General features: G+C 58.8%; 20 protein-coding genes and 1 tRNA gene. 12 read left to right on the top strand and 9 right to left on the bottom strand.

The features are described from left to right. The first annotated feature begins 478 nt into the window (after nt 1–478). Nucleotides 479–1,375, top strand: a complete 897-nt coding sequence (locus SFW65_04785; protein MDX1922425.1) for a zincin-like metallopeptidase domain-containing protein — start codon at nt 479–481, stop codon at nt 1,373–1,375. A 59-nt stretch (nt 1,376–1,434) separates the two neighbouring features. On the opposite strand, the gene SFW65_04790 is transcribed toward SFW65_04785, so the two are convergent. Together SFW65_04790 and SFW65_04795 are read right to left on the bottom strand one after the other, a co-directional pair. Next, nucleotides 1,435–2,688 carry a Y-family DNA polymerase gene (locus SFW65_04790; protein ID MDX1922426.1) on the bottom strand — a complete coding sequence of 418 codons (1,254 nt, stop codon included), beginning with the start codon at nt 2,686–2,688 and terminating at the stop codon, nt 1,435–1,437. A gap of 5 nt (nt 2,689–2,693) precedes the next feature. Beyond that, entirely contained in the window at nt 2,694–3,074 is a 381-nt protein-coding gene (locus tag SFW65_04795) for a S24 family peptidase (protein MDX1922427.1), read from the bottom strand. Between the two features lie 121 nt (nt 3,075–3,195). On the opposite strand from SFW65_04795, the gene SFW65_04800 reads away from it, so the two are divergent. Continuing rightward, nucleotides 3,196–3,855: an SOS response-associated peptidase gene (locus tag SFW65_04800; GenBank protein ID MDX1922428.1), complete on the top strand. Its 660-nt coding sequence runs from the start codon at nt 3,196–3,198 to the stop codon at nt 3,853–3,855. Between the two features lie 14 nt (nt 3,856–3,869). Here the strand turns inward: SFW65_04800 and SFW65_04805 are convergent, their stop codons facing one another. Continuing rightward, on the bottom strand, nt 3,870–4,610 hold the full coding sequence (locus SFW65_04805) for a hypothetical protein (protein ID MDX1922429.1): 741 nt from the start codon (nt 4,608–4,610) through the stop codon (nt 3,870–3,872). Nucleotides 4,611–4,874: 264 nt separating this feature from the next. Here SFW65_04805 and SFW65_04810 point away from each other — a divergent pair. The 7 genes from SFW65_04810 (at nt 4,875) to SFW65_04840 (ending at nt 8,646) form a co-directional block, all read left to right on the top strand. Further along, a tRNA-Met gene (locus tag SFW65_04810) sits at nt 4,875–4,951 on the top strand. 201 nt (nt 4,952–5,152) lie between these two features. Beyond that, nucleotides 5,153–5,464 carry a hypothetical protein gene (locus SFW65_04815; protein ID MDX1922430.1) on the top strand — a complete coding sequence of 104 codons (312 nt, stop codon included), beginning with the start codon at nt 5,153–5,155 and terminating at the stop codon, nt 5,462–5,464. Next, nucleotides 5,461–5,733, top strand: coding sequence for a hypothetical protein (locus SFW65_04820; protein ID MDX1922431.1), 273 nt, complete (start codon nt 5,461–5,463; stop codon nt 5,731–5,733). Before SFW65_04815 ends, SFW65_04820 begins: the two co-directional genes overlap by 4 nt. Nucleotides 5,734–6,062: 329 nt before the next feature. Continuing rightward, nucleotides 6,063–6,266: a hypothetical protein gene (locus SFW65_04825; GenBank protein MDX1922432.1), complete on the top strand. Its 204-nt coding sequence runs from the start codon at nt 6,063–6,065 to the stop codon at nt 6,264–6,266. Further along, entirely contained in the window at nt 6,263–6,511 is a 249-nt protein-coding gene (locus tag SFW65_04830; GenBank protein MDX1922433.1) for a hypothetical protein, read from the top strand. The genes SFW65_04825 and SFW65_04830 overlap by 4 nt, the downstream gene beginning before the upstream one ends. 313 nt (nt 6,512–6,824) lie before the next feature. Beyond that, nucleotides 6,825–7,217 carry a MobC family plasmid mobilization relaxosome protein gene (locus SFW65_04835; GenBank protein MDX1922434.1) on the top strand — a complete coding sequence of 131 codons (393 nt, stop codon included), beginning with the start codon at nt 6,825–6,827 and terminating at the stop codon, nt 7,215–7,217. Next, complete coding sequence (locus tag SFW65_04840; protein ID MDX1922435.1) at nt 7,207–8,646, top strand: relaxase/mobilization nuclease domain-containing protein; 1,440 nt, start codon at nt 7,207–7,209, stop codon at nt 8,644–8,646. The genes SFW65_04835 and SFW65_04840 overlap by 11 nt, the downstream gene beginning before the upstream one ends. A gap of 379 nt (nt 8,647–9,025) precedes the next feature. On the opposite strand, the gene SFW65_04845 is transcribed toward SFW65_04840, so the two are convergent. Next, the gene (locus SFW65_04845; protein ID MDX1922436.1) at nt 9,026–9,211 is read right to left on the bottom strand and encodes a hypothetical protein; all 186 of its coding nucleotides are present in this window, start codon (nt 9,209–9,211) and stop codon (nt 9,026–9,028) included. Here SFW65_04845 and SFW65_04850 point away from each other — a divergent pair. Continuing rightward, complete coding sequence (locus SFW65_04850; protein ID MDX1922437.1) at nt 9,210–9,374, top strand: hypothetical protein; 165 nt, start codon at nt 9,210–9,212, stop codon at nt 9,372–9,374. The genes SFW65_04845 and SFW65_04850 overlap by 2 nt on opposite strands. Here the strand turns inward: SFW65_04850 and SFW65_04855 are convergent. The 4 genes from SFW65_04855 to SFW65_04870 form a co-directional block, all read right to left on the bottom strand. Continuing rightward, nucleotides 9,367–11,343 carry a type IV secretion system DNA-binding domain-containing protein gene (locus tag SFW65_04855; GenBank protein MDX1922438.1) on the bottom strand — a complete coding sequence of 659 codons (1,977 nt, stop codon included), beginning with the start codon at nt 11,341–11,343 and terminating at the stop codon, nt 9,367–9,369. The genes SFW65_04850 and SFW65_04855 overlap by 8 nt on opposite strands. A 289-nt stretch (nt 11,344–11,632) precedes the next feature. Further along, the gene (locus SFW65_04860) at nt 11,633–12,490 is read right to left on the bottom strand and encodes a hypothetical protein (GenBank protein ID MDX1922439.1); all 858 of its coding nucleotides are present in this window, start codon (nt 12,488–12,490) and stop codon (nt 11,633–11,635) included. A gap of 10 nt (nt 12,491–12,500) precedes the next feature. After that, nucleotides 12,501–13,973: a hypothetical protein gene (locus tag SFW65_04865; GenBank protein ID MDX1922440.1), complete on the bottom strand. Its 1,473-nt coding sequence runs from the start codon at nt 13,971–13,973 to the stop codon at nt 12,501–12,503. A gap of 4 nt (nt 13,974–13,977) precedes the next feature. Beyond that, nucleotides 13,978–14,205, bottom strand: coding sequence for a hypothetical protein (locus SFW65_04870; GenBank protein MDX1922441.1), 228 nt, complete (start codon nt 14,203–14,205; stop codon nt 13,978–13,980). 286 nt (nt 14,206–14,491) lie between these two features. On the opposite strand from SFW65_04870, the gene SFW65_04875 reads away from it, so the two are divergent. After that, the gene (locus SFW65_04875) at nt 14,492–15,205 is read left to right on the top strand and encodes a hypothetical protein (GenBank protein ID MDX1922442.1); all 714 of its coding nucleotides are present in this window, start codon (nt 14,492–14,494) and stop codon (nt 15,203–15,205) included. Beyond that, entirely contained in the window at nt 15,195–15,473 is a 279-nt protein-coding gene (locus tag SFW65_04880) for a hypothetical protein (GenBank protein MDX1922443.1), read from the top strand. The genes SFW65_04875 and SFW65_04880 overlap by 11 nt, the downstream gene beginning before the upstream one ends. A gap of 39 nt (nt 15,474–15,512) precedes the next feature. On the opposite strand, the gene SFW65_04885 is transcribed toward SFW65_04880, so the two are convergent. Next, a complete protein-coding gene (locus tag SFW65_04885; protein ID MDX1922444.1) occupies nt 15,513–17,006 on the bottom strand; it encodes a DUF2779 domain-containing protein in 1,494 nt (497 codons plus the stop codon). Between the last annotated feature and the right edge of the window lie 78 nt (nt 17,007–17,084).

Here is a 17,084-nt window from a genome sequence, read left to right on the forward strand (position 1 = left end):
AACAGGGCGATAAACACAACGAGAGGCTGCATACTTCTTTGTTGAGAATGGGCGAGTTTTCCACATTTATTCAACGACTTGAAAGAAGGTGGGCGCGTCCGCCAGCAGTAGCGGCGGACCGGGCTCTCGTGAACCGAGCCGCCTGAAGGCGAAGTGCGGGCGTCTCGGCCATCCGGCATCGATCCCTCGCGCGTGTCGTTCAATGTGATGCCGGCAGTCCACTTGTCTCAGCATCGGTGACACTCAGCGATCGCCGCGTGATCCATAGATCGCGATGTCAGGTTCGCTGCCTGGTTGGTATTGGGCCCGCTCGGCTCACGTGGCGCGCTTTAGCGCCGCGTCGACCGCGCGCAAGGCATAAAGCCTCCTTCACTTCGTTGCGGCCCCTAAAGGGGTGCGCGCGGTCTCATGCCGCGTCGCTCCGGAAAGCGCGTTGAGCCGAGCATTGGGCCCGGCTCCGCACTTGAAGGAGCTCACCATGACACGTCCATCTCATCCAGATCTGCATCAACAGGTCACCGACACCATCATCCGTGCGGTCGAGCAGGGCGGCACCACCGTCACGCTGCCCTGGCATCGCTCTGGACTGCCTGCAATGCTGCCGCACAATGCGCACTCGAAAGCGGCTTACAACGGCATCAACATCGTCGCACTGTGGTCCGCAGCCATGCTGCGCGGTTATCCGCATGCGATCTGGGCTACCTATCGCCAATGGGCCGAGCTGGGCGCGCAGGTGCGCAAAGGCGAGAAGGCCTCGACTGTCATTTTCTACAAGGAGCTCGACGTCGATGTGCCTGACGACGCTTCTGGCGATGACGGCAAACGTCGCGTTGCCCGCGCGTCATCCGTGTTCAATGCTGCGCAGGTCGATGGCTTCACTGCGGCTGAACTGCCGGAGCTTCCGCCGATCGAGCGCATCCAGCGCGCAGAGACGTTGATCGCCGCATCGAGTGCCGATATCCGACATGGCGGTGAGATGGCCTTCTATCGCCGCCGGCTATCCGATGGCTCTGGTGACTTCATCCAAATGCCGGATGAGCGCCGCTTCCAGGCTGATACCGCTACCCAGCGCAGCGAAGATTACTACTCCGTCTTACTCCATGAGCTGACGCATTGGACAAGTGATGTCCATCGCTGCAATCGCGAACTTGGCGCCCGCTTTGGCGATGCCGCATACGCGATGGAGGAACTCGTTGCTGAACTAGGCGCAGCATTCCTTTGCGCTGAGCTCGGCATCACAGTAACGCCGCGCGCCGATCATGCCGGCTATATCGCGCACTGGTGTGATGTCATGAAATCCGACAAGCGTGCCATCTTCACTGCTGCCGCGCGTGCTTCAGAAGCTGTTTCGTTCCTCAAGCGACTTGCCGCATGACACCGCGCTTCAAGCCGGCGCGCCGCTCATGCGGCGTTGCCGGCTTTTGTCTTTTTGCGCTACGCACGTGCGGTGAACAATTCGTCGAGGTCGGTCGTATATCGCGGCGAGACGTTGGAGCGGCGCATCGACCAGCGTGGTGGCGCTGCGAGCGCAGCCGGCCGCACGGTGTTGCGACCGAAGCGCATATTGATCGTGTCCATCGCCCGCATGACTTTGGCTGACCGCACGGGATCGATGCTCGGCACGAGTTGCGCGGATAGCTGTTGCTGCGGGACGAGATCAAGGAGGATCACACCCGCCTTGGCGTAGCGGTAGCCTTGCCGCCAGATACGCGCACCCGCTCTTGTCGCGGACGCGATGAGCGCGAAAGTGTCGGCGGTTGGTTCAATGCCGAAGCTCGACTGATTGACATATTGCGGATCGACCTTCGAAAACCTGTTCGTCTGCAAGAACACCTGCATCGCGGTAGCGACGAGACCATGACGGCGCAGCTTTTCAGCGGCGCGCGTCGCGTAGCTCGCGAGCGCTTGCTGCATCTCGTCCCAGGTTTCAACGGACCGTCCGAATGAGCGCGTCACGGCAAGCGATTTGCGCGTCGCTGGCGCGAGCGAGAAGGGCAGACACATCGTGCCGCGCAGCTCCCAAGCTGTGCGCAACCCGACGACCGAGAGATGTTTGCGGATCTCATCATCAGAGAGCGCCAGGAATTCAATGATGGTGGTGACGTTGACGCTTGCTAGTTTGCGCACCGCCGCCGGGCCCAAACCCCAGACCATTTCTGCGGGAAGGGTTTCGTAGAGGCGATTTCGTTGACGCTCATCGGACAGATCGCAGACGCCGTTGCCGCCGCGCTGTTTCTTGGCGATGGCGTTGGCAAGTTTGGCGATCGTCTTGGTGGGGCCAATGCCGACGCAGGTCGGGATCTTCGTTGCCTTCAGAACAGCGGCCCGGATAGCGATGGCGTGGTTTTCCACCCCGTTCATGCCGGATACATCGAGAAACATCTCGTCGATGGAATAGGGCTCGACCTCCGGTACGAGATCGGTCAACACTTCATACATGCGCCGTGACATGTCGCCGTAGAGCACATAGTTCGAGCTTTTCCACACGACATCTTCGAGCCCCGGACGACGTTTGGCGAGATGATAGGGCTCGCCCATTTTGATGCCGAGGTCTTTGGCTTCCTGTGTGCGCGCAATCGCGCAGCCGTCATTGTTGGATAGCACCACGACCGGCTTGCGCTTCAGCTTGGGATCGAAGGCGCGCTCGCACGAACAATAGAAGCTGTTGCCGTCGATGAGTGCGAGCATGGTGTTCACACCTCGAAACGAACGAGCGCTTCGACGATGGCCCAGATCTCAGTGTCACCTGTCACAGGACGCGCATCGGATTTCGATGGCTCCAACCACCATGCACCTTCCTTGAAGATGAGCGTTGCGAGGATGACGTCGCCGTCGAGGATCGCAACGCAGACCTTGCCGGCGACCGGATCGGCCGCCGCGTTCACGACGAGCACATCGCCATGATGGATGCCGCGCGCGCTTAAAGCTTGCCCGATGACGCGCACCGGATAGCGCGCGGGGCGGCGCAGATCGAGCTTGTCTGCGAGATCAATGACCGGTTCGATATGGTCCTGCGCAGGGCTCTGAAACCCTGTGGTTTCATCGCCGCGATAGTGACGTTCGTTCTCCTGCATCCTGCCCCCTAGAACAAGAACATATCATGAACATACATCGATGCAAGAGCCGTTTTAAGGGCTGGGGATGAGCAAGACAAAAGTCATGGCCGCACAATAGGTTGGAAGGTATTCTTGAGGGATGTGCAATCTCTATTCCCTGACCAAGGCGCGCGAGGCGGTTATCCGTCTCTTTCGCGTGTCCGACAATCGCGCAGCGCACTACGATCCGCGTCCTGCGATCTTCCCTGGAAAGATGGCCCCGGTCGTGCGCGGCACCTCAGATGGCGAGCGCGAGCTCGTCGAGCTCAGCTGGGGTTTCGTCCTCAATCAGAAGGACCGCGCACCGCGTCGTGACACGAACGTCAGGGATGATAAGGCAGTCGCTAGTCCGTTCTGGAAGGACTCAATCGAGCAGCGTCGCTGCCTTGTGCCGGCGTCATCGTTTGCCGAGCCGAAGGAGGTGACGCCCGCGACGTGGCACTGGTTTGCGTTAGCCGGTGATGAGCCGCGTCCGCTCTTTGCGTTTCCGGGCATCTGGCGCCGCTACAAAGGACCGATCAAGAAAGCCGGCCCAGTCGTGGAGATGGATGTCTACGCGTTCATGACGACGCTGCCCAATGCACTCGTCGGTAGTATCAATCACGAGCGTATGCCGGTCATTCTGACCAAGCCTGAAGAGTTCGACACATGGATGCAGGGATCGACTTCAGAGGCGATGGGCCTCGTCACGAGCCATGACGCCGACCGAATGCGCATGGTGCAATCCGGGTTTACCAAAGAGGATCTGCTCGACGTATAGCTGCTCGAAGGCGCTCAGCTTGGGTCGTCGCCAGGATCGGAAGGCTTGGAAGGTCGACCTCTTCGCACGGGTCGGTTCGGACTAATTCGATCCGGCTTTGGCGCTCGGAACTTGCTAATCAGCACGTCGATCGATGCGATGCGCTCGCTGAGCGCTTCAGGGGTGACGTCTTTGTCTACTGTTTGAAGATCGCAGCGCGCGGCAGCAACGTCGGCAAGACCTTTAAACGTCTTGAAGGGAGTGACATCATCAAGCAATGCCTCGCGGCTCGCGTCGATCGCGTGATCCAGGGCGAAGCAGAGAGCAGACGCGCTGATGGGACGAATGAACCCTTGTGCCGTATCCGGCAAGTCGTTGCTCAATTTCAATAAGCGGATTTGCGCATCGAAATTGTCGAACATCGCAGCCATTGCTGCTAGTTGATCAATCAGGTTGAGCGATCGATCGCCGGATGACGGTACATAAGCTGGATCAGGTTTTACGTCGGCGCGCAACGCTGGCAAAAGCCACGATAGTCGGGCCACCGACAAATTGACTGGAGTAAATCCATCGTTTGCAATCAATTGCAGCACATTCTGAATGAAACGACTGCGTCGTTCGGGAGCGATTGCTGCTGCGTCGAGTATCGCATTCACGTCGCCGAACGCAATGAGACTGTCGAGTGCGGTCTCAGAGGCGACCGACCTTTCGCTTGGTGTCTCTGCGATGAAGTGGTCCACAAGTAGCTTTATGCTGAGCGGTGTGTCGGACGGCATGAAAATCCTAAAAGCCGTGACTTCACCGCAGAGTGTTTCTCTCTGCAAGGCTCAAATTACTTGCATCGGCAGAACCGGCAAATTCGCGAAACGCGATTGTAAGCGTTCGCGACGAGATTTCATGAAATCAGCGCCTTGAATAGATTTGCGATCATTGACCTATTTGTTGTATCGACCCATTTATCTCGAATTCGCTTGTTCGAATAACCCTTGCAACGCCAGATTAAACTCACTAGATTGCGCTCCGTACACAGTATTATTGTCCGCGGGATAGAGCAGTCCGGTAGCTCACCAGGCTCATAACCTGGGGGTCGTTGGTTCAAATCCAACTCCCGCAACCAATACCAACTACCCCGTGCCAACTTTCCGCGCCGCTGTTTTGCCTTCGCGCTCTACACACATCCTCTGAATTGTTCGCACGCGTCCAGCTGCGCTGCCTGCGCATGTCTGTTCTTGCCTTTCGTCTCGCCGCCCGCTGAGACCCCAGCCGCTGGTGAGGGGCCGTCATCGGGACGGCTCGACATCACGAAAGGAAAATACAAATGCCAATTCAAATCATCTCATGGTTCTGGGAGGAAGCATTCGACAAGTTCGGCTTCGGGGACGGCGACGATGTCGTCATGACGCACGTGGTTGCCGATGTGCTCGGAAGACACGGCTACAATGTCACCATCACGCCTTGGGGCATGCATAACGACATCATCACCTCGATCCTCGATGCTGATGGTATCGAGCAAATCCCGGAGACGGCTAATCTTGGCTACGATGAGCCGCGAGAATACCTGCCGGAATCTATCGTCAAGCTTCTCGATACTGACCCAAGCACCGGTTCGGATGTGAAGGTGCGGTCATGAGCACGCCTGTAATCCGAAAGCGCACCGGAAGCTGGAGCACCTTCGAGCGTCGCTTTCAGCCACGCTACACCGAAGATGAAAGTGTGCTCGTCGAGATCTTCGCCTTGCCCAAGGACATTGATCCGCGATTGGTGTGGACTGTCACTGACGACGATGGGCGCCTCTACCTCAATCCTGGATACCGCTTTGTGAACCGCTTCGCCTACGTCATTTGTGAAGTGCCGTGGAGCGACATCGACACGATGCAGCCGCCATATCGATTTGACTGACGCCTACCTCTCTTCGACAAGCCGACGATGTGTGTGCCGCTGGCAGTGCCCGATTCAGCAGCTTAGCGCATCGTTGGCCAATTGCGTCTGATTGCCTTTCGGAGCCTCCGCAAGGACGAGCAGTGCCATCTGATCACGCGGCCTACATGGCACCCCACGGGCCGCAATGACGAATTTCGGGTGGTACCCCCGCCACGCGGGCTGCGCCCGCGCGGCCCGTCCCCCGAAATTCTATGCAGCCCGCCGGCAAGTGCCTGGGGCCCCGCCATGTGATCGGCGCGCAGATGGCACCGCATCGTGCGGAGCCACACATCACGAAAGGACATCCCATGAGCAACAAACCAACCCTCCATGCTTACGCTGTGAAAGATCGCGGCAAGAACCAGAAGGCCATCTGGACACGCATCGGTGCCGCTTGGCCGCACGAGAAGGGCGTCGGCTTTACCATCGAACTCGATGCATTCCCTGTCGATGGCCGCATCGTCTTGACCGCACCCAAGGCTGACACAGCCGAAGAAGGCGGTGCCAAATGAAAACCATCAGCAGATCAGCTGAGCAGGCGGGCGCGAAAGCGCCCGCCACCGCTTGTCGCTCTTGCGGGTCAATGCGCTTCGTCATCATCGAAAGCTACGCCTATAGTGGCGAGCTTTATCCTGAGGATGACGGCACCGCTTTCTTGCATTGCTTCAGCAGCGAAGGCGGCATCGATATGATCCGCTGCCGGGAATGTGGCACCAAGCACAGCCCCGACGATTTCATCGACATCATCATCAACTGAAGTTACAGCGCCGTTGCTCGGAGTGCTTCTCGCAATCCGTGCACGGCGTTCTTCTTGTTCATCGCAATGGTAGATCTAGCTGGACGGGATCAATTCTGCACATGGAAGTTTCGTGAATGATTGAACTCGTTCGGTAGCACGTGGATGTGCTGCGGCATGACTCGCGCTTCATGGAGTTTGTCGGAATCTGTCCGAGCGATTTCGGGTTACCGTGGATTACGATTGGGTTTTGTGAGGGCTGACTTAGCTTAGTGGGGCGGGGTAGCGAGATGTGTTTGGCCTAGGCCAAACCATTCGGTCAGGGGCCGGGCAGATGGCCCCCGACACCCCAGGACGCTTGCGCTCAGCCCTCATTGAACTCGTCATGCCACGCTCATCTGCCCAATGGAAACGCGATCGCCAGCTCAACATCGCCTTGCATCACAGCGAAGTCGAGATGCTGAAGGCGCATGCCGATGCGAAGGGTATGCGTCTCGTCGACTATGCGCGGGCGCGCTTGTTGGCGATGCGGGCAGCGTCGGCAACGGTGGTTCTGCCCTCCAAGCTGGAACGGCTCAATCTCGAACAGCTCAAGCGCATCGGAAACAACCTCAACCAGATCGCCCGCCAGCTGAATGGCCTTGGCCAGGTGGTGCCGGACGAATTGACCGAGACCTTGAACGCGGTCCGGCATCTCCTTCGCAGTGCGACGGACGATGATCGTTAAATTCGCCAAACCCGGAAAATCCTTTAAAGGGGTCATGCAGTATCTCGCGCATGATGCCGGTCACGCCGAAACGGCGGAACGGGTGGCATGGACGCATACGATCAACCTAGCCCATGATGACATCGAGGCCGCTACGGCAGAGATGCGCACGACCGCCCTCAATGCGGATGTGCTTAAAGCGCAGCACGGGATCGGCGGGCGTCAGGTCGAACGCCCTGTCCGGCATGTGTCCCTGAACTGGCATCCGAGCGAGAAACCGGATCAGGACGCAATGCTTGGCGCGGCGCAGTCCTTCTTGAAGCACATGGGATGGGATGAGCATCAGGCGATCGTTATCGCACATGATGACAAGGCCTATCGCCACGTTCATCTCGTGGTGAATGCCATTCATCCGGAGACAGGACGCAAGTTGGATGACGGGTTCGAGCGACGGCGCGCGCAGGCTTGGGCGCTTGCTTACGAGCAGGACCACGGAAAAATCTTCTGCGAGGAGCGCATCAAGCCGGCTGCCGAACGGGAAGCGAGCGCCCCGCGTCAGGCCTGGATTGCCATGCGCGATCTACCCGCTGAGCGCATCGCCGATGACTATCTTGACCGGCATGACCCACGTCTGGTCATGGAGCGCAATGAATGGAAGCTTCTCAAGGATATCCAGAAGTCGGAACGGATCGAGTTTTTCGAGAACGGCAAGGAGATCTATCGCGGCATCAACCAGACGATCTACCGTCAGGTGCGGGAAGAATTCCGCCAGGAATGGGCAAGCTACTACGCCGCTCGACGTGACGGAGTTGATGCTGCTTCACTCGCTGAACTCCGGCTGGAATTAATCGCACGGCAGCGCGATGTGATGTTGGAGCGCCGGGGAGAGGCCACTGCCGAACAGCGAGACCTGCGTGACCTACAATATCGGGAACTACTCGACCGCCAGAAAGACGAGCGCGCTGAACTTGCTGCGCGGCAAGAGCTTGGCCTCAGATCGCACGATCTGCTTGATCGCGCTTACCCGGTCACGTTTCAGAAGCCGATCGACCGCGAAGCCGAGATTATGGGAGGAGAGGATGGTCTTGATCGCTTCGGAGTGCAGCGTGGGCGAGAGCGTCATGATGGCGACGTTGCGCCCCAACGCAGCGAAGAACTAGTCGCTCGTGGCAACGACGATGAAACGCGAGCCCCGCTTCGCGATCCCGTATCGGGCATCGCCGGCGGATTGCTCAGCATCATCGGGCAACTTGGCGAGAGCCTCACGGGAGGCGCCACCAAGCCGCCACCAAAATCCGCGCCCGAGGTTGATGCGCTGGAGCGGTTCAAGGTTAAGCGCGGCCAGCCGCCGCCGGGCGACGCCAATGAGCGCGCCGCCCAAGACCGCGAGCGTGCCCATGCCGAACGGCAGAACTGGCGCGAGTGGCATCAGTACGAACAGGAACGATGACGGGAGCAATGCAGGGGTCCGCCCATTCGCTCCGACAGATCCATAGGACCCGAAGGATCAAGCGCGGCTTCGCCTTGGCCGCGCGATCGCTCCTGCGCAAGCGAACGAAATGCGGTCCTGAGCTCGCCGCCATCGAGAATGATTTTGCTTATCGGTATTTCTGCGCCATGCAGGAAGTGTGCACCAGTTCGCGGCGCGCGATGATTGCTCGATTGACCCTTGAAAAGGCAGCGGCTACCGCGCGCGCGATGAAAGATCGGTTGAGCCATACGCCTGAGTTCCAACGCGGTCGGATCGAACGACGACCACTTCACTATCGTGCGCTTGCCGATGTCGCACCATCACGTCAGATGCTGCAACATAAGCGGCACCGAGCCCGTCAAATGTTCTTCATCAACCCGACGAGATAGACGCCGAAGATCAGCAGCGCTGCGCCTTTGATATAGCCGAGCGCATCGCGATTGCCGAACATCGCTCCGACCATGCTGAAGGTGCCCCAGAGCAGGCAGCCCATGCCAATCATGTGCAGCAATTGCTGACCGATGCCGAAGAGTTCACGCAGCATGAGTGGTCTCCTTTTGTTAAGGCAACATCCAGCCAAGCCAAGGCTTGAGATGGCCTGCGGCGAGAAGGGCGAGATCGGCGAAGGTCGCAGCGACGATGGCTACGATGAGCAAGATGCCAAGGGCTCGTCCGATGGGGATGCGCATGGCGCGGTGCTCAACTGAGGGGATGGATCGGCCAGTCTAGCGTCGGCTGTTGGGTCGAGCCGCGCGAGGCGAGGTGGATGATCGATCCGGCGTAGCGCTGCTGTTTGTCGCCGCGCACCGGTATGGCAAGCCGGATGAAGGCATCGCTTGGGACGCGCGGCAGGGATTTTGTGGCGCGGCCGTAGCTCGTATGACGTCGCCGCGACCAGCTTCCATCGATGGCCGCTTGCTCACTCGTCGTAACGACAATCTCCGAGCGTTGTCCAAAGAGGCCTGAGGCCCAGCGATTGGTTTCTTCTTCGGTCTGGCGCAGGAAGATCTTGACTGCGCAATTGCCGAGGAAATTCTTCACATCGTGGTGGTTGCGCGTCCGCTTCATGAAGGCAGACAGATTTTGTGCGGCGATGATGTTGGCGTGGACGCTTTCGCGCGAGCGCTCGAAGAAGTCGGAATCCCCGCGTCCTTCGCCGCTCGTGTAGAACGTCTGGAATTCATCGCAGAGGAAGAAGGTTGGCTGGCGCTTGTTGGGGCGCGCAAGAATGGCGCGCTGATATTCGAGCTTGATCAGCGTGTTGACGAGGCGGCTCATCCGCTCCCGGTCGGAAGCCGGCATGTGGACATAGAGAAGCTTGCCGCTGTCGATCATCGCGCCGATCGACACGGTGGAAGCCTGCGTGAAGATCTCATGGAATGGCGCGACCAGAAATTCATCGAGCAGCTGGGTGATGGTGCCGCGCACGCCCGATTTTTGCCTGTCCGCCATTGCTGCCCATTCTTTCTCCATAAAGGTGACGGCATCGGTGATCTGGGCGGGTACCGCTTGCGGATAGCGGCTGCCGATGGCCCGGATGAGTGTGTGGTAGAGCGGTGTCTCGGCTTCGCTCTCTTGGCTCAGCCGGTAGACATCTAGGATCGAGGGCGCAGGCGTGATCGCAGCGCCGCGCACCAGCGCGATCGCGTGACGCAGATAGACCTTGGCGCTATCGAGGAAGAATGAGCCTTCCGATCCGGTTTCGACGCCGATGAGGCGCAGTGCTGCGATGAGCCGCGTTGCGACTTCAAGCGGATCATCATCATTGTCGAGCGGGTTCCAGGCAATCGAGCGCCAGGTGCCGCCGGCATCATGCCAAGCGGCAGGATCGACGATCAGTAGATCGTTGCTGCGCTTGTACTTTTCGCAGAGCTTCTGCACCTTGCCATAGAAATCGCCTTTGGCATCGAGGATCAGGCCGCCGACCGGATGATCCGATTTGGCGAAGGTCGCGATCATGCCTTCGAGCACGGCGTTGAGCACGGCGACGGTCTTGCCCGAGCCCACTTGCCCGAACACCACCGCGTTCTTCACGAAGTCATCGAAGTGCCACTCGAACGGACCATTACGCGCCTCGATGATGAACGATCCTTTGCGCGGGATCGTAATTTTTGCGTTCGGATTTGAGCGACGCTGCGCTCGTCGGGGGCGGTAGCCGAGATGATCGAGCTGTTGACGAAGATAACGGCGCAGGAAGAAGGCATTCACATAGTGACCGCGATTGCGCAGCGCGCGGACCGGCAACCACGCCAGAAAGATGAGCGCTGCCAGCGCAAATGCTGTTTGCCAATTCGTCAGCGCGCCGGCCTGGGGCCAGTGCGACACTATATATAAGGTGAGCGCCAGCATCGCACCGGCAAGGGTGATGAGTTGGCCACGCCGGGCGAGGCGCCGTTCATGCTTCAGATAACTGAGGGTGTCGTTGACGGCGGTTGAGGCAGCGCCGTAGGCGCGTTGCAATCTGCAATCGCGCCAAAGCCGGAGTGCGAGAATGAACCCGATCACACCGGCGCTCCCGGCCGCGCAGACGCAAAGCATCTGCGCGAACCGGCTATCGGCGGCATAAGCTGGATCTTTCGGCAGATTGCTGATGCCGGCAATCAGCATTGGCGTTCCTGCACCGATCACCAGGAGTAGAGCGAGTGCCTGCCGGTCATTGAGTGAGGGAACGCGCATCTTCAATCTCCCTAGCGCTTCGGGCGCGGCCGCAAGGGACGCGGCGTGAATCCTGTCGCGTTCGATGGCGGCGGGAGCAGTGCGGGAGGCGTTGGTGAACTGAGCTCGACCTGTTGTGCGCGCAGCGGCACTTTCGCGGGCGGCCGGTGTCGCCAGGCACGCCAGAGTGCAATGATGAGAAGCCCCAGCAGCCTTCCAGCGAGTGCCGCAAGTGCAAGCGCGATGCGGATTGCGAGGGTGATGCACGACACTGCAAGCCGCACGAGCATAGAGAAGAGAGCGAGCAGCATCAGCGCCTCCCGTTCTGGGCTTGTACGGATGGCACTGGGCTCGCCATGCCAAGGAAGGTCACTTCGCTCGCGCCGGCTTCTTTAAGCAGCCGCTCCCAGAATGCTTGGTGACGTGGCCCCTGCACGGCAGCGAATTTTCCGCGCTGGAGGTAGTCGATCGAGACGCTCACGCCTTGCAGATGGAGGCGCGCCGTCTTCGGCAGGGCCGACGCTTGATAGGATGACCAGAAATCACCCGGTCGTAGTTGCGAGTAGCCGCCCTTCTCGTGTTCAAGCAGGTCCGAGATGATGACGAGGCGGCGGGCCGCTGTACGCGTATCGAAATCGGCGCGCGTCAAGGTCGCCGCAAGCGTCTGAATGATCGGTGAGCGCTCGGATGGCGCTTGATCGAGCGCATTGATCACAGCCTTATCGATCGGCTCTCCATAGACCGCATGCCATCGCTTCTCGACTTTGCTGCGCGTCACAAGAAGCGGATTAGCATTCTCGCCTTTGCCCGGATTGCACACCGACACCAGTTCCACTGGCTGCCATGCGGCTTCAGGATTGAGGCTGAGGACCACGAAGCGTCCGCCTTCCGGTACGCGGTCACGCTCTGCTTCGATGGTGAGTCTCAGCCGGAGTTGCTGGTCTTGCGTGAATGTATCGGTCGTATCCACCACGACAAGCGTGGTGGATACGGCTTTCAGCGGCGATGATTGGCAGAGGGCGAAGGTATCCGCTGTGCGGTTGCTTGCAAGGATAGCAACGGTGGCAAAACCGCCGATCGATGCAATGACCAAGCCCCATAGCCCGATTAGGGTAACGAGACGCTTGGGCGATGAATGCAAGCGGTTGCTGTGATGAATGTGGCGCATGATGTCCCCCTTACTCCGCGCGCTGCGCGAGGCGCGGCTCGTTGAACGCATCGTCTTTGTTGATCTGTTGCGCCGCGCGCCGCTCGGCGCTGCTGACCATGGTCAACATCGCTTCGATCGTCGCCGTCTGCTCGGTGAGGATCTTCTGCTGTAGTTCTGCGAGGCGCGAGCGGTTCTGGGCGAGGATCTTTTCGGCCTGTTCGGCAACCGCATAGAGATCACTGACATCGAGGCGCGTTTTGCGAAGGTCCTCGAATTCCGGATAGCTATCGAAGTAAGCCGGTGCCGGTGTTGTCCGCACCGCGCGATTGCGGTCGCGGTACGTGCGCTGCCAGATATGCTGGCGTCCGATCTCATCGGCGATCGAGTCATTCATCGTCCGCTCGATGCCTTGCGCTTCGCTCACAAGGCGGCGGATCTCGCCGACATTCGCCGTCTCTGTTTCGAGGCGCGCACGCAGCTTGGCGAGCTCGCCGTCAAAACCATTCTGGAGGCCATTCTTGAGATTGGCTCTCGCATCCTCCAGCACGCGGTCAGCCGCCCGAAAGCGGCGATCCATGACCTCATGCTGCCAATAGGGCGCAACGATGCCCCAGCTACCGCCGCGTCCTTTGAGGGCCGCGACGAAGAACGTCGCCAAGCCGACAGCGAACAGCACGAAGGGCGGGATCGAGCTATAGGCGAACCAGCGCCACGGCTTGAGGATGACGAGGAAGTCGATCTGCGCTTTGGCGTCGTGACTGATCGCTTCGCGTAGATCGCCGAGCGCAAGATGCAGCGCCAGCGCCGCCGTCAGCAATACGCCAGTTATCCCGATGCCGAGCAGCCGCAGCGCTGGCTGCCGGTGGATCATCAACCGGAAGCCAAGAAACCCGGCACCGAGCCCCATGACAACATTGGCGACACCGACACTGAGCGCCAGCATCAATCCGCCGAGCAAACCGCGATCTTGAAGCTCTTCAAATGAGAAGGCGTTGAAGACGCTCTCGCCCAGCATCAGGATCGCGAGCAGCGCAAAGAACATGGCGCGGTCATCTTTGTAGATGGCCGAGAAGGGACCAAGACCATTGTCTTCTTCGAAGGTGCGCAGATCCCGAAGCGCACGCTGTTGATGCTTGAGCGCGGTTTCGAGATCGTCTCGGTGGAGGTCCTTCGCTTCCGCGACCTGGCGTCCGATATTGGCGCGCTCCAACCCGGTATCGAGTGGGTAGGGTAGTAAGGCGCGAGCTGCATTCGTGCGCTGCGTGATCTCGGCGCCGGCAAGCCGCGTCACACTCGCAACGAAGCCTTGTGTCTCATCGACCAGCACGCGCTGATGCTCGTCGAGATCGACATCCTCGCTGCGCGGTTCATTCTTGCGGCCCGCTGCCGTCGCGCGGCCGAGAATATCGTGCTTCGCTTTGACCTCCTCGATACGCTTGGGTGAGTAGGTCGAACTTGTCGGGACGAAGGTTCGTCCGAGATTGATGCTCTGATTGCTCATGGCCTTATTCCTTAGGGGTGGTGGTTGTTGGCGCGCCGGTCACGGCGCGCTGCTCTTGAGACGAGATCCACGCCATCAAGACGCTGCGCCGCGCACACAAGACCGAGCCCAGCCGGAACACCGGCAGGCGCGAAGTTTCAGCAAGGTGGTAGACTTTGCGGCGCTGTGCCTTGTCGCCGAAGAGGAATGCTGCGATCTCGTCGGCGCCGCGCAGCAGATCGGGCGCGAGCACACTTCGTTGGCGCGTGTCTTCGTCGGAGCCCCTTGTTAGCCAATTGCCTTTGCATTCAAGGTCAGGTGATGGGGCGTCGTCTTGTGCTGGAGGCATTTGATCTCTCCGGTCTCTGCTGGTGATCCAGCGAGCACCGTCGGGAGGCTTCGCCATCCTTGGTGCTCGCAATCCTCAGGTGGTCGAGATCCGGAATCGTGCTTGTGCGAAAAAAATTTTGAGGGCCATGGTCAGAACGTACAAACCGTGCACCTATAATTTGAAGGTGCTAGGCTCTTGGAGAGCATGGATGAGTGATCCGCCGGACGTCGTGGACGCTTGTTGTGAGAGCACGACGGGGCTCATTGATATCCAATGGGATGTTGTCGTATACGCCGCTTATGCTGTTCTTAGCGGAATGAGGCTTGACGCCGCGGCTCGGTTAAGACCGAGACCAATTCCAGAGGACTCCTACTGGGGCGATGTGCTCAATGACGCAGTATTGACCCTGCTCGATCCACTTGGTCGCTCGTACCCTGCTACAACTTCAGAGAGGGGCGACCGCACCAAAAAGGCGGCATCCGCTAAGTATGGTTCTGACCCCCACTCAGTATTACGCGAGTTTGGCGCATTACCACTCCATTTACAGATTGAAAAATTAGCGCGAATGGCCAAGACGCGTCGCGACAATCAACGACTTGCTTTGCGCAGGCGCTTAAAGACGGCTCGTGACAATTATTCTAGTATTGTTCAAGAATGGCCACAGATCACGGCCAGTGATTTAGTGGATGACATCATCAATCGCGACCAACAAAAACAAGTCATCAAGGTGATGTGCGAAAGGCTCGCCCCTCCAGACGGTCGTCTCCTGCTAGTGATTATTTGCGAGGGTATGCCCAATGAGGCTCGTGCGGCTAAACTTGGCATAGCGACCAAGGCAGAAATGCATAACGCTCTTCGTCGCATTCGGAGTGCGGCTAAATTTGCGCTCCGTGAGTTTCAGGAGATAGACGATGCCCAATAAGCCTCCGTCCAAGCCGGTCGTCCCGATCAAACTGGAGGATCTTGATGATGAGTTTGGATATTATGTCAAGGTTGACCGTTTCATCGATCAACTTGACCCGGTCCTGATCAGTCAGCATTTGCGCGATGTCTTCAGCAACGAGCTTGCTTTTCTGGATGTTCCAGAAGCCCTCGATTTTATCGACCATGACACAGTCGCAGACGAGGACAATAGAATTACAGAGCGAGAAAATGAGCAAACTCGCAAGAAGACAGGAACCTCAAATTGACTTCTGCCGAGCCATCGCACGGGCACTCTCAGCGCGAACTTACAACTGTAAATCTGAACGTCCCGCGAAAAAGGCCCAGAGGCGAACCATGGCGTAGGTGTCGAGGGAGCAGTAGGCGGAGAGCTGCGCGCGGATCTCGTCCTTTCGCACAGGTGATGTCGCGGACTGAATGGCTTCGCGGTAGGCGACACTGGCCATCTCGCCGTCCTTCACGCCGGGGAGCTTGGCGTAGTCGAGATCGGGCGCGATCGCTGGCAACACCTTCTTGATGCTCCAGCTGCCAGCCTGCGAAGGGTGGTAGTAGAACTTCGTTGCTATCGGCAACAGGTCAACGAGACGATCGATGATGGCGATGAGCGATGCTTCGAGATCGCTGAACATCTCCGCAAGTTCACGGATACGACCGGCCTCGAAGGTGCGTTTGTAAACAAAGATCGGACCAGCAACGGCGCAGCTTTGAATCAGCGCTTGCGCGAAGGGTCTGCAAGGGTCGTCGCCGCTGAGATCGAGGAATTCCGTGTGGCTAAGAACGCCGGCGTCCGAGACGTGATGCAGGCTGAACTGGAACGGGATCTGCTGGTAGGGACGGGTGCCCTTCCAAACCGGTATGGCGAGATTGACGCTTTCGAAGTCGAGGAACAGCGCGGGAAGCGGATGGGCTTTGAGCGCATCTGCCGCGCCTTTGGCGTCGAAGTAGGTCGTGCCAGAGAGGGTGTGTGCTTTGACGCGCTTTTGGATGTCGTTCAAGTACTCATCCGGCACATCCGACATATCGATGATGGACTTGGTCTCGATATAGTCCTTGGTCTCCTTGCGTTGCAGACGCGGGAGCCAACCCACGGGACGTTCGGCCTGAGGTTCCTGGCTTTTGCAGTAAGACCAAAAGCTGCACTCGAAGGGCTTTGAGCAGTGCGCGCCGGTGCTTTTCTTGGGTTCGGTTGGCAGTGACGCGATAGCGCTAGCCTCTATGATCCAGTCTTGCACGTCTGCAGTGCGCGCGCTCGCTTCCTGCGTTACATCAACTTCGATCAGCAGGCCGTTGTAATGCTTATCACCCGGATAGGTCCACGAGCTGTCGATGTGAGCGATGGCGATGGATTGCAAAGGCACGCCTGCGCTTCTCGCCACGTTGAACTGTATAGCGGCATCATCGAGGTAATAATCTTTGACGCCGGTCGCCGATTTAACCTCGACCATGCGCCACGTATTCGCGCTGACGGGGAGAAGGATGTCGGCAAACGCTATCGCTTCAGATGTCGCGAAGCCCGCTTCGAATATTGGCGCGTTTCCTGAGAGCAGAGATCGGCTGCGCTCCAGAGCTTTCTCGAAGCCTTCTTCCTGCGCGTTGATGAGAATGCCCTGTGCCTCAGGATCATAGAGCGCGCGTGCAATCGCTCCGACTTCATTGCCGACCGACATGCTGACTTCAGCGCCGCTATCGACACGCAATTCCGGTTTATGCACTTCGAGCCAAAGCCGTTTCGGGCATTGGCGGAAGGCAAGCAATTTTGATTTTGAAAAGCGCCGCGTCATGCAGGAAATCACGTCTCGCAGCTTTCAGCACCCCCGCTCAGCTGACTTGGCGAGGTTACTTCATCTTGACTGGCGATG

The organism is Alphaproteobacteria bacterium, assembly GCA_033762625.1.
Lineage (GTDB): Bacteria > Pseudomonadota > Alphaproteobacteria > UBA9219 > RGZA01 > RGZA01.

Bases quoted from the DNA above. Each gene is read 5' to 3' on its own strand.
- SFW65_04785 (MDX1922425.1), top strand. From the start codon at position 479: ATGACACGTCCATCTCATCCAGATCTGCATCAACAGGTCACCGACACC.
- SFW65_04790 (MDX1922426.1), bottom strand. From the start codon at position 2,688: ATGCTCGCACTCATCGACGGCAACAGCTTCTATTGTTCGTGCGAGCGC.
- SFW65_04795 (MDX1922427.1), bottom strand. From the start codon at position 3,074: ATGCAGGAGAACGAACGTCACTATCGCGGCGATGAAACCACAGGGTTT.
- SFW65_04800 (MDX1922428.1), top strand. From the start codon at position 3,196: ATGTGCAATCTCTATTCCCTGACCAAGGCGCGCGAGGCGGTTATCCGT.
- SFW65_04805 (MDX1922429.1), bottom strand. From the start codon at position 4,610: ATGCCGTCCGACACACCGCTCAGCATAAAGCTACTTGTGGACCACTTC.
- SFW65_04815 (MDX1922430.1), top strand. From the start codon at position 5,153: ATGCCAATTCAAATCATCTCATGGTTCTGGGAGGAAGCATTCGACAAG.
- SFW65_04820 (MDX1922431.1), top strand. From the start codon at position 5,461: ATGAGCACGCCTGTAATCCGAAAGCGCACCGGAAGCTGGAGCACCTTC.
- SFW65_04825 (MDX1922432.1), top strand. From the start codon at position 6,063: ATGAGCAACAAACCAACCCTCCATGCTTACGCTGTGAAAGATCGCGGC.
- SFW65_04830 (MDX1922433.1), top strand. From the start codon at position 6,263: ATGAAAACCATCAGCAGATCAGCTGAGCAGGCGGGCGCGAAAGCGCCC.
- SFW65_04835 (MDX1922434.1), top strand. From the start codon at position 6,825: ATGGCCCCCGACACCCCAGGACGCTTGCGCTCAGCCCTCATTGAACTC.
- SFW65_04840 (MDX1922435.1), top strand. From the start codon at position 7,207: ATGATCGTTAAATTCGCCAAACCCGGAAAATCCTTTAAAGGGGTCATG.
- SFW65_04850 (MDX1922437.1), top strand. From the start codon at position 9,210: ATGAGTGGTCTCCTTTTGTTAAGGCAACATCCAGCCAAGCCAAGGCTT.
- SFW65_04845 (MDX1922436.1), bottom strand. From the start codon at position 9,211: ATGCTGCGTGAACTCTTCGGCATCGGTCAGCAATTGCTGCACATGATT.
- SFW65_04855 (MDX1922438.1), bottom strand. From the start codon at position 11,343: ATGCGCGTTCCCTCACTCAATGACCGGCAGGCACTCGCTCTACTCCTG.
- SFW65_04860 (MDX1922439.1), bottom strand. From the start codon at position 12,490: ATGCGCCACATTCATCACAGCAACCGCTTGCATTCATCGCCCAAGCGT.
- SFW65_04865 (MDX1922440.1), bottom strand. From the start codon at position 13,973: ATGAGCAATCAGAGCATCAATCTCGGACGAACCTTCGTCCCGACAAGT.
- SFW65_04875 (MDX1922442.1), top strand. From the start codon at position 14,492: ATGAGTGATCCGCCGGACGTCGTGGACGCTTGTTGTGAGAGCACGACG.
- SFW65_04880 (MDX1922443.1), top strand. From the start codon at position 15,195: ATGCCCAATAAGCCTCCGTCCAAGCCGGTCGTCCCGATCAAACTGGAG.
- SFW65_04885 (MDX1922444.1), bottom strand. From the start codon at position 17,006: ATGACGCGGCGCTTTTCAAAATCAAAATTGCTTGCCTTCCGCCAATGC.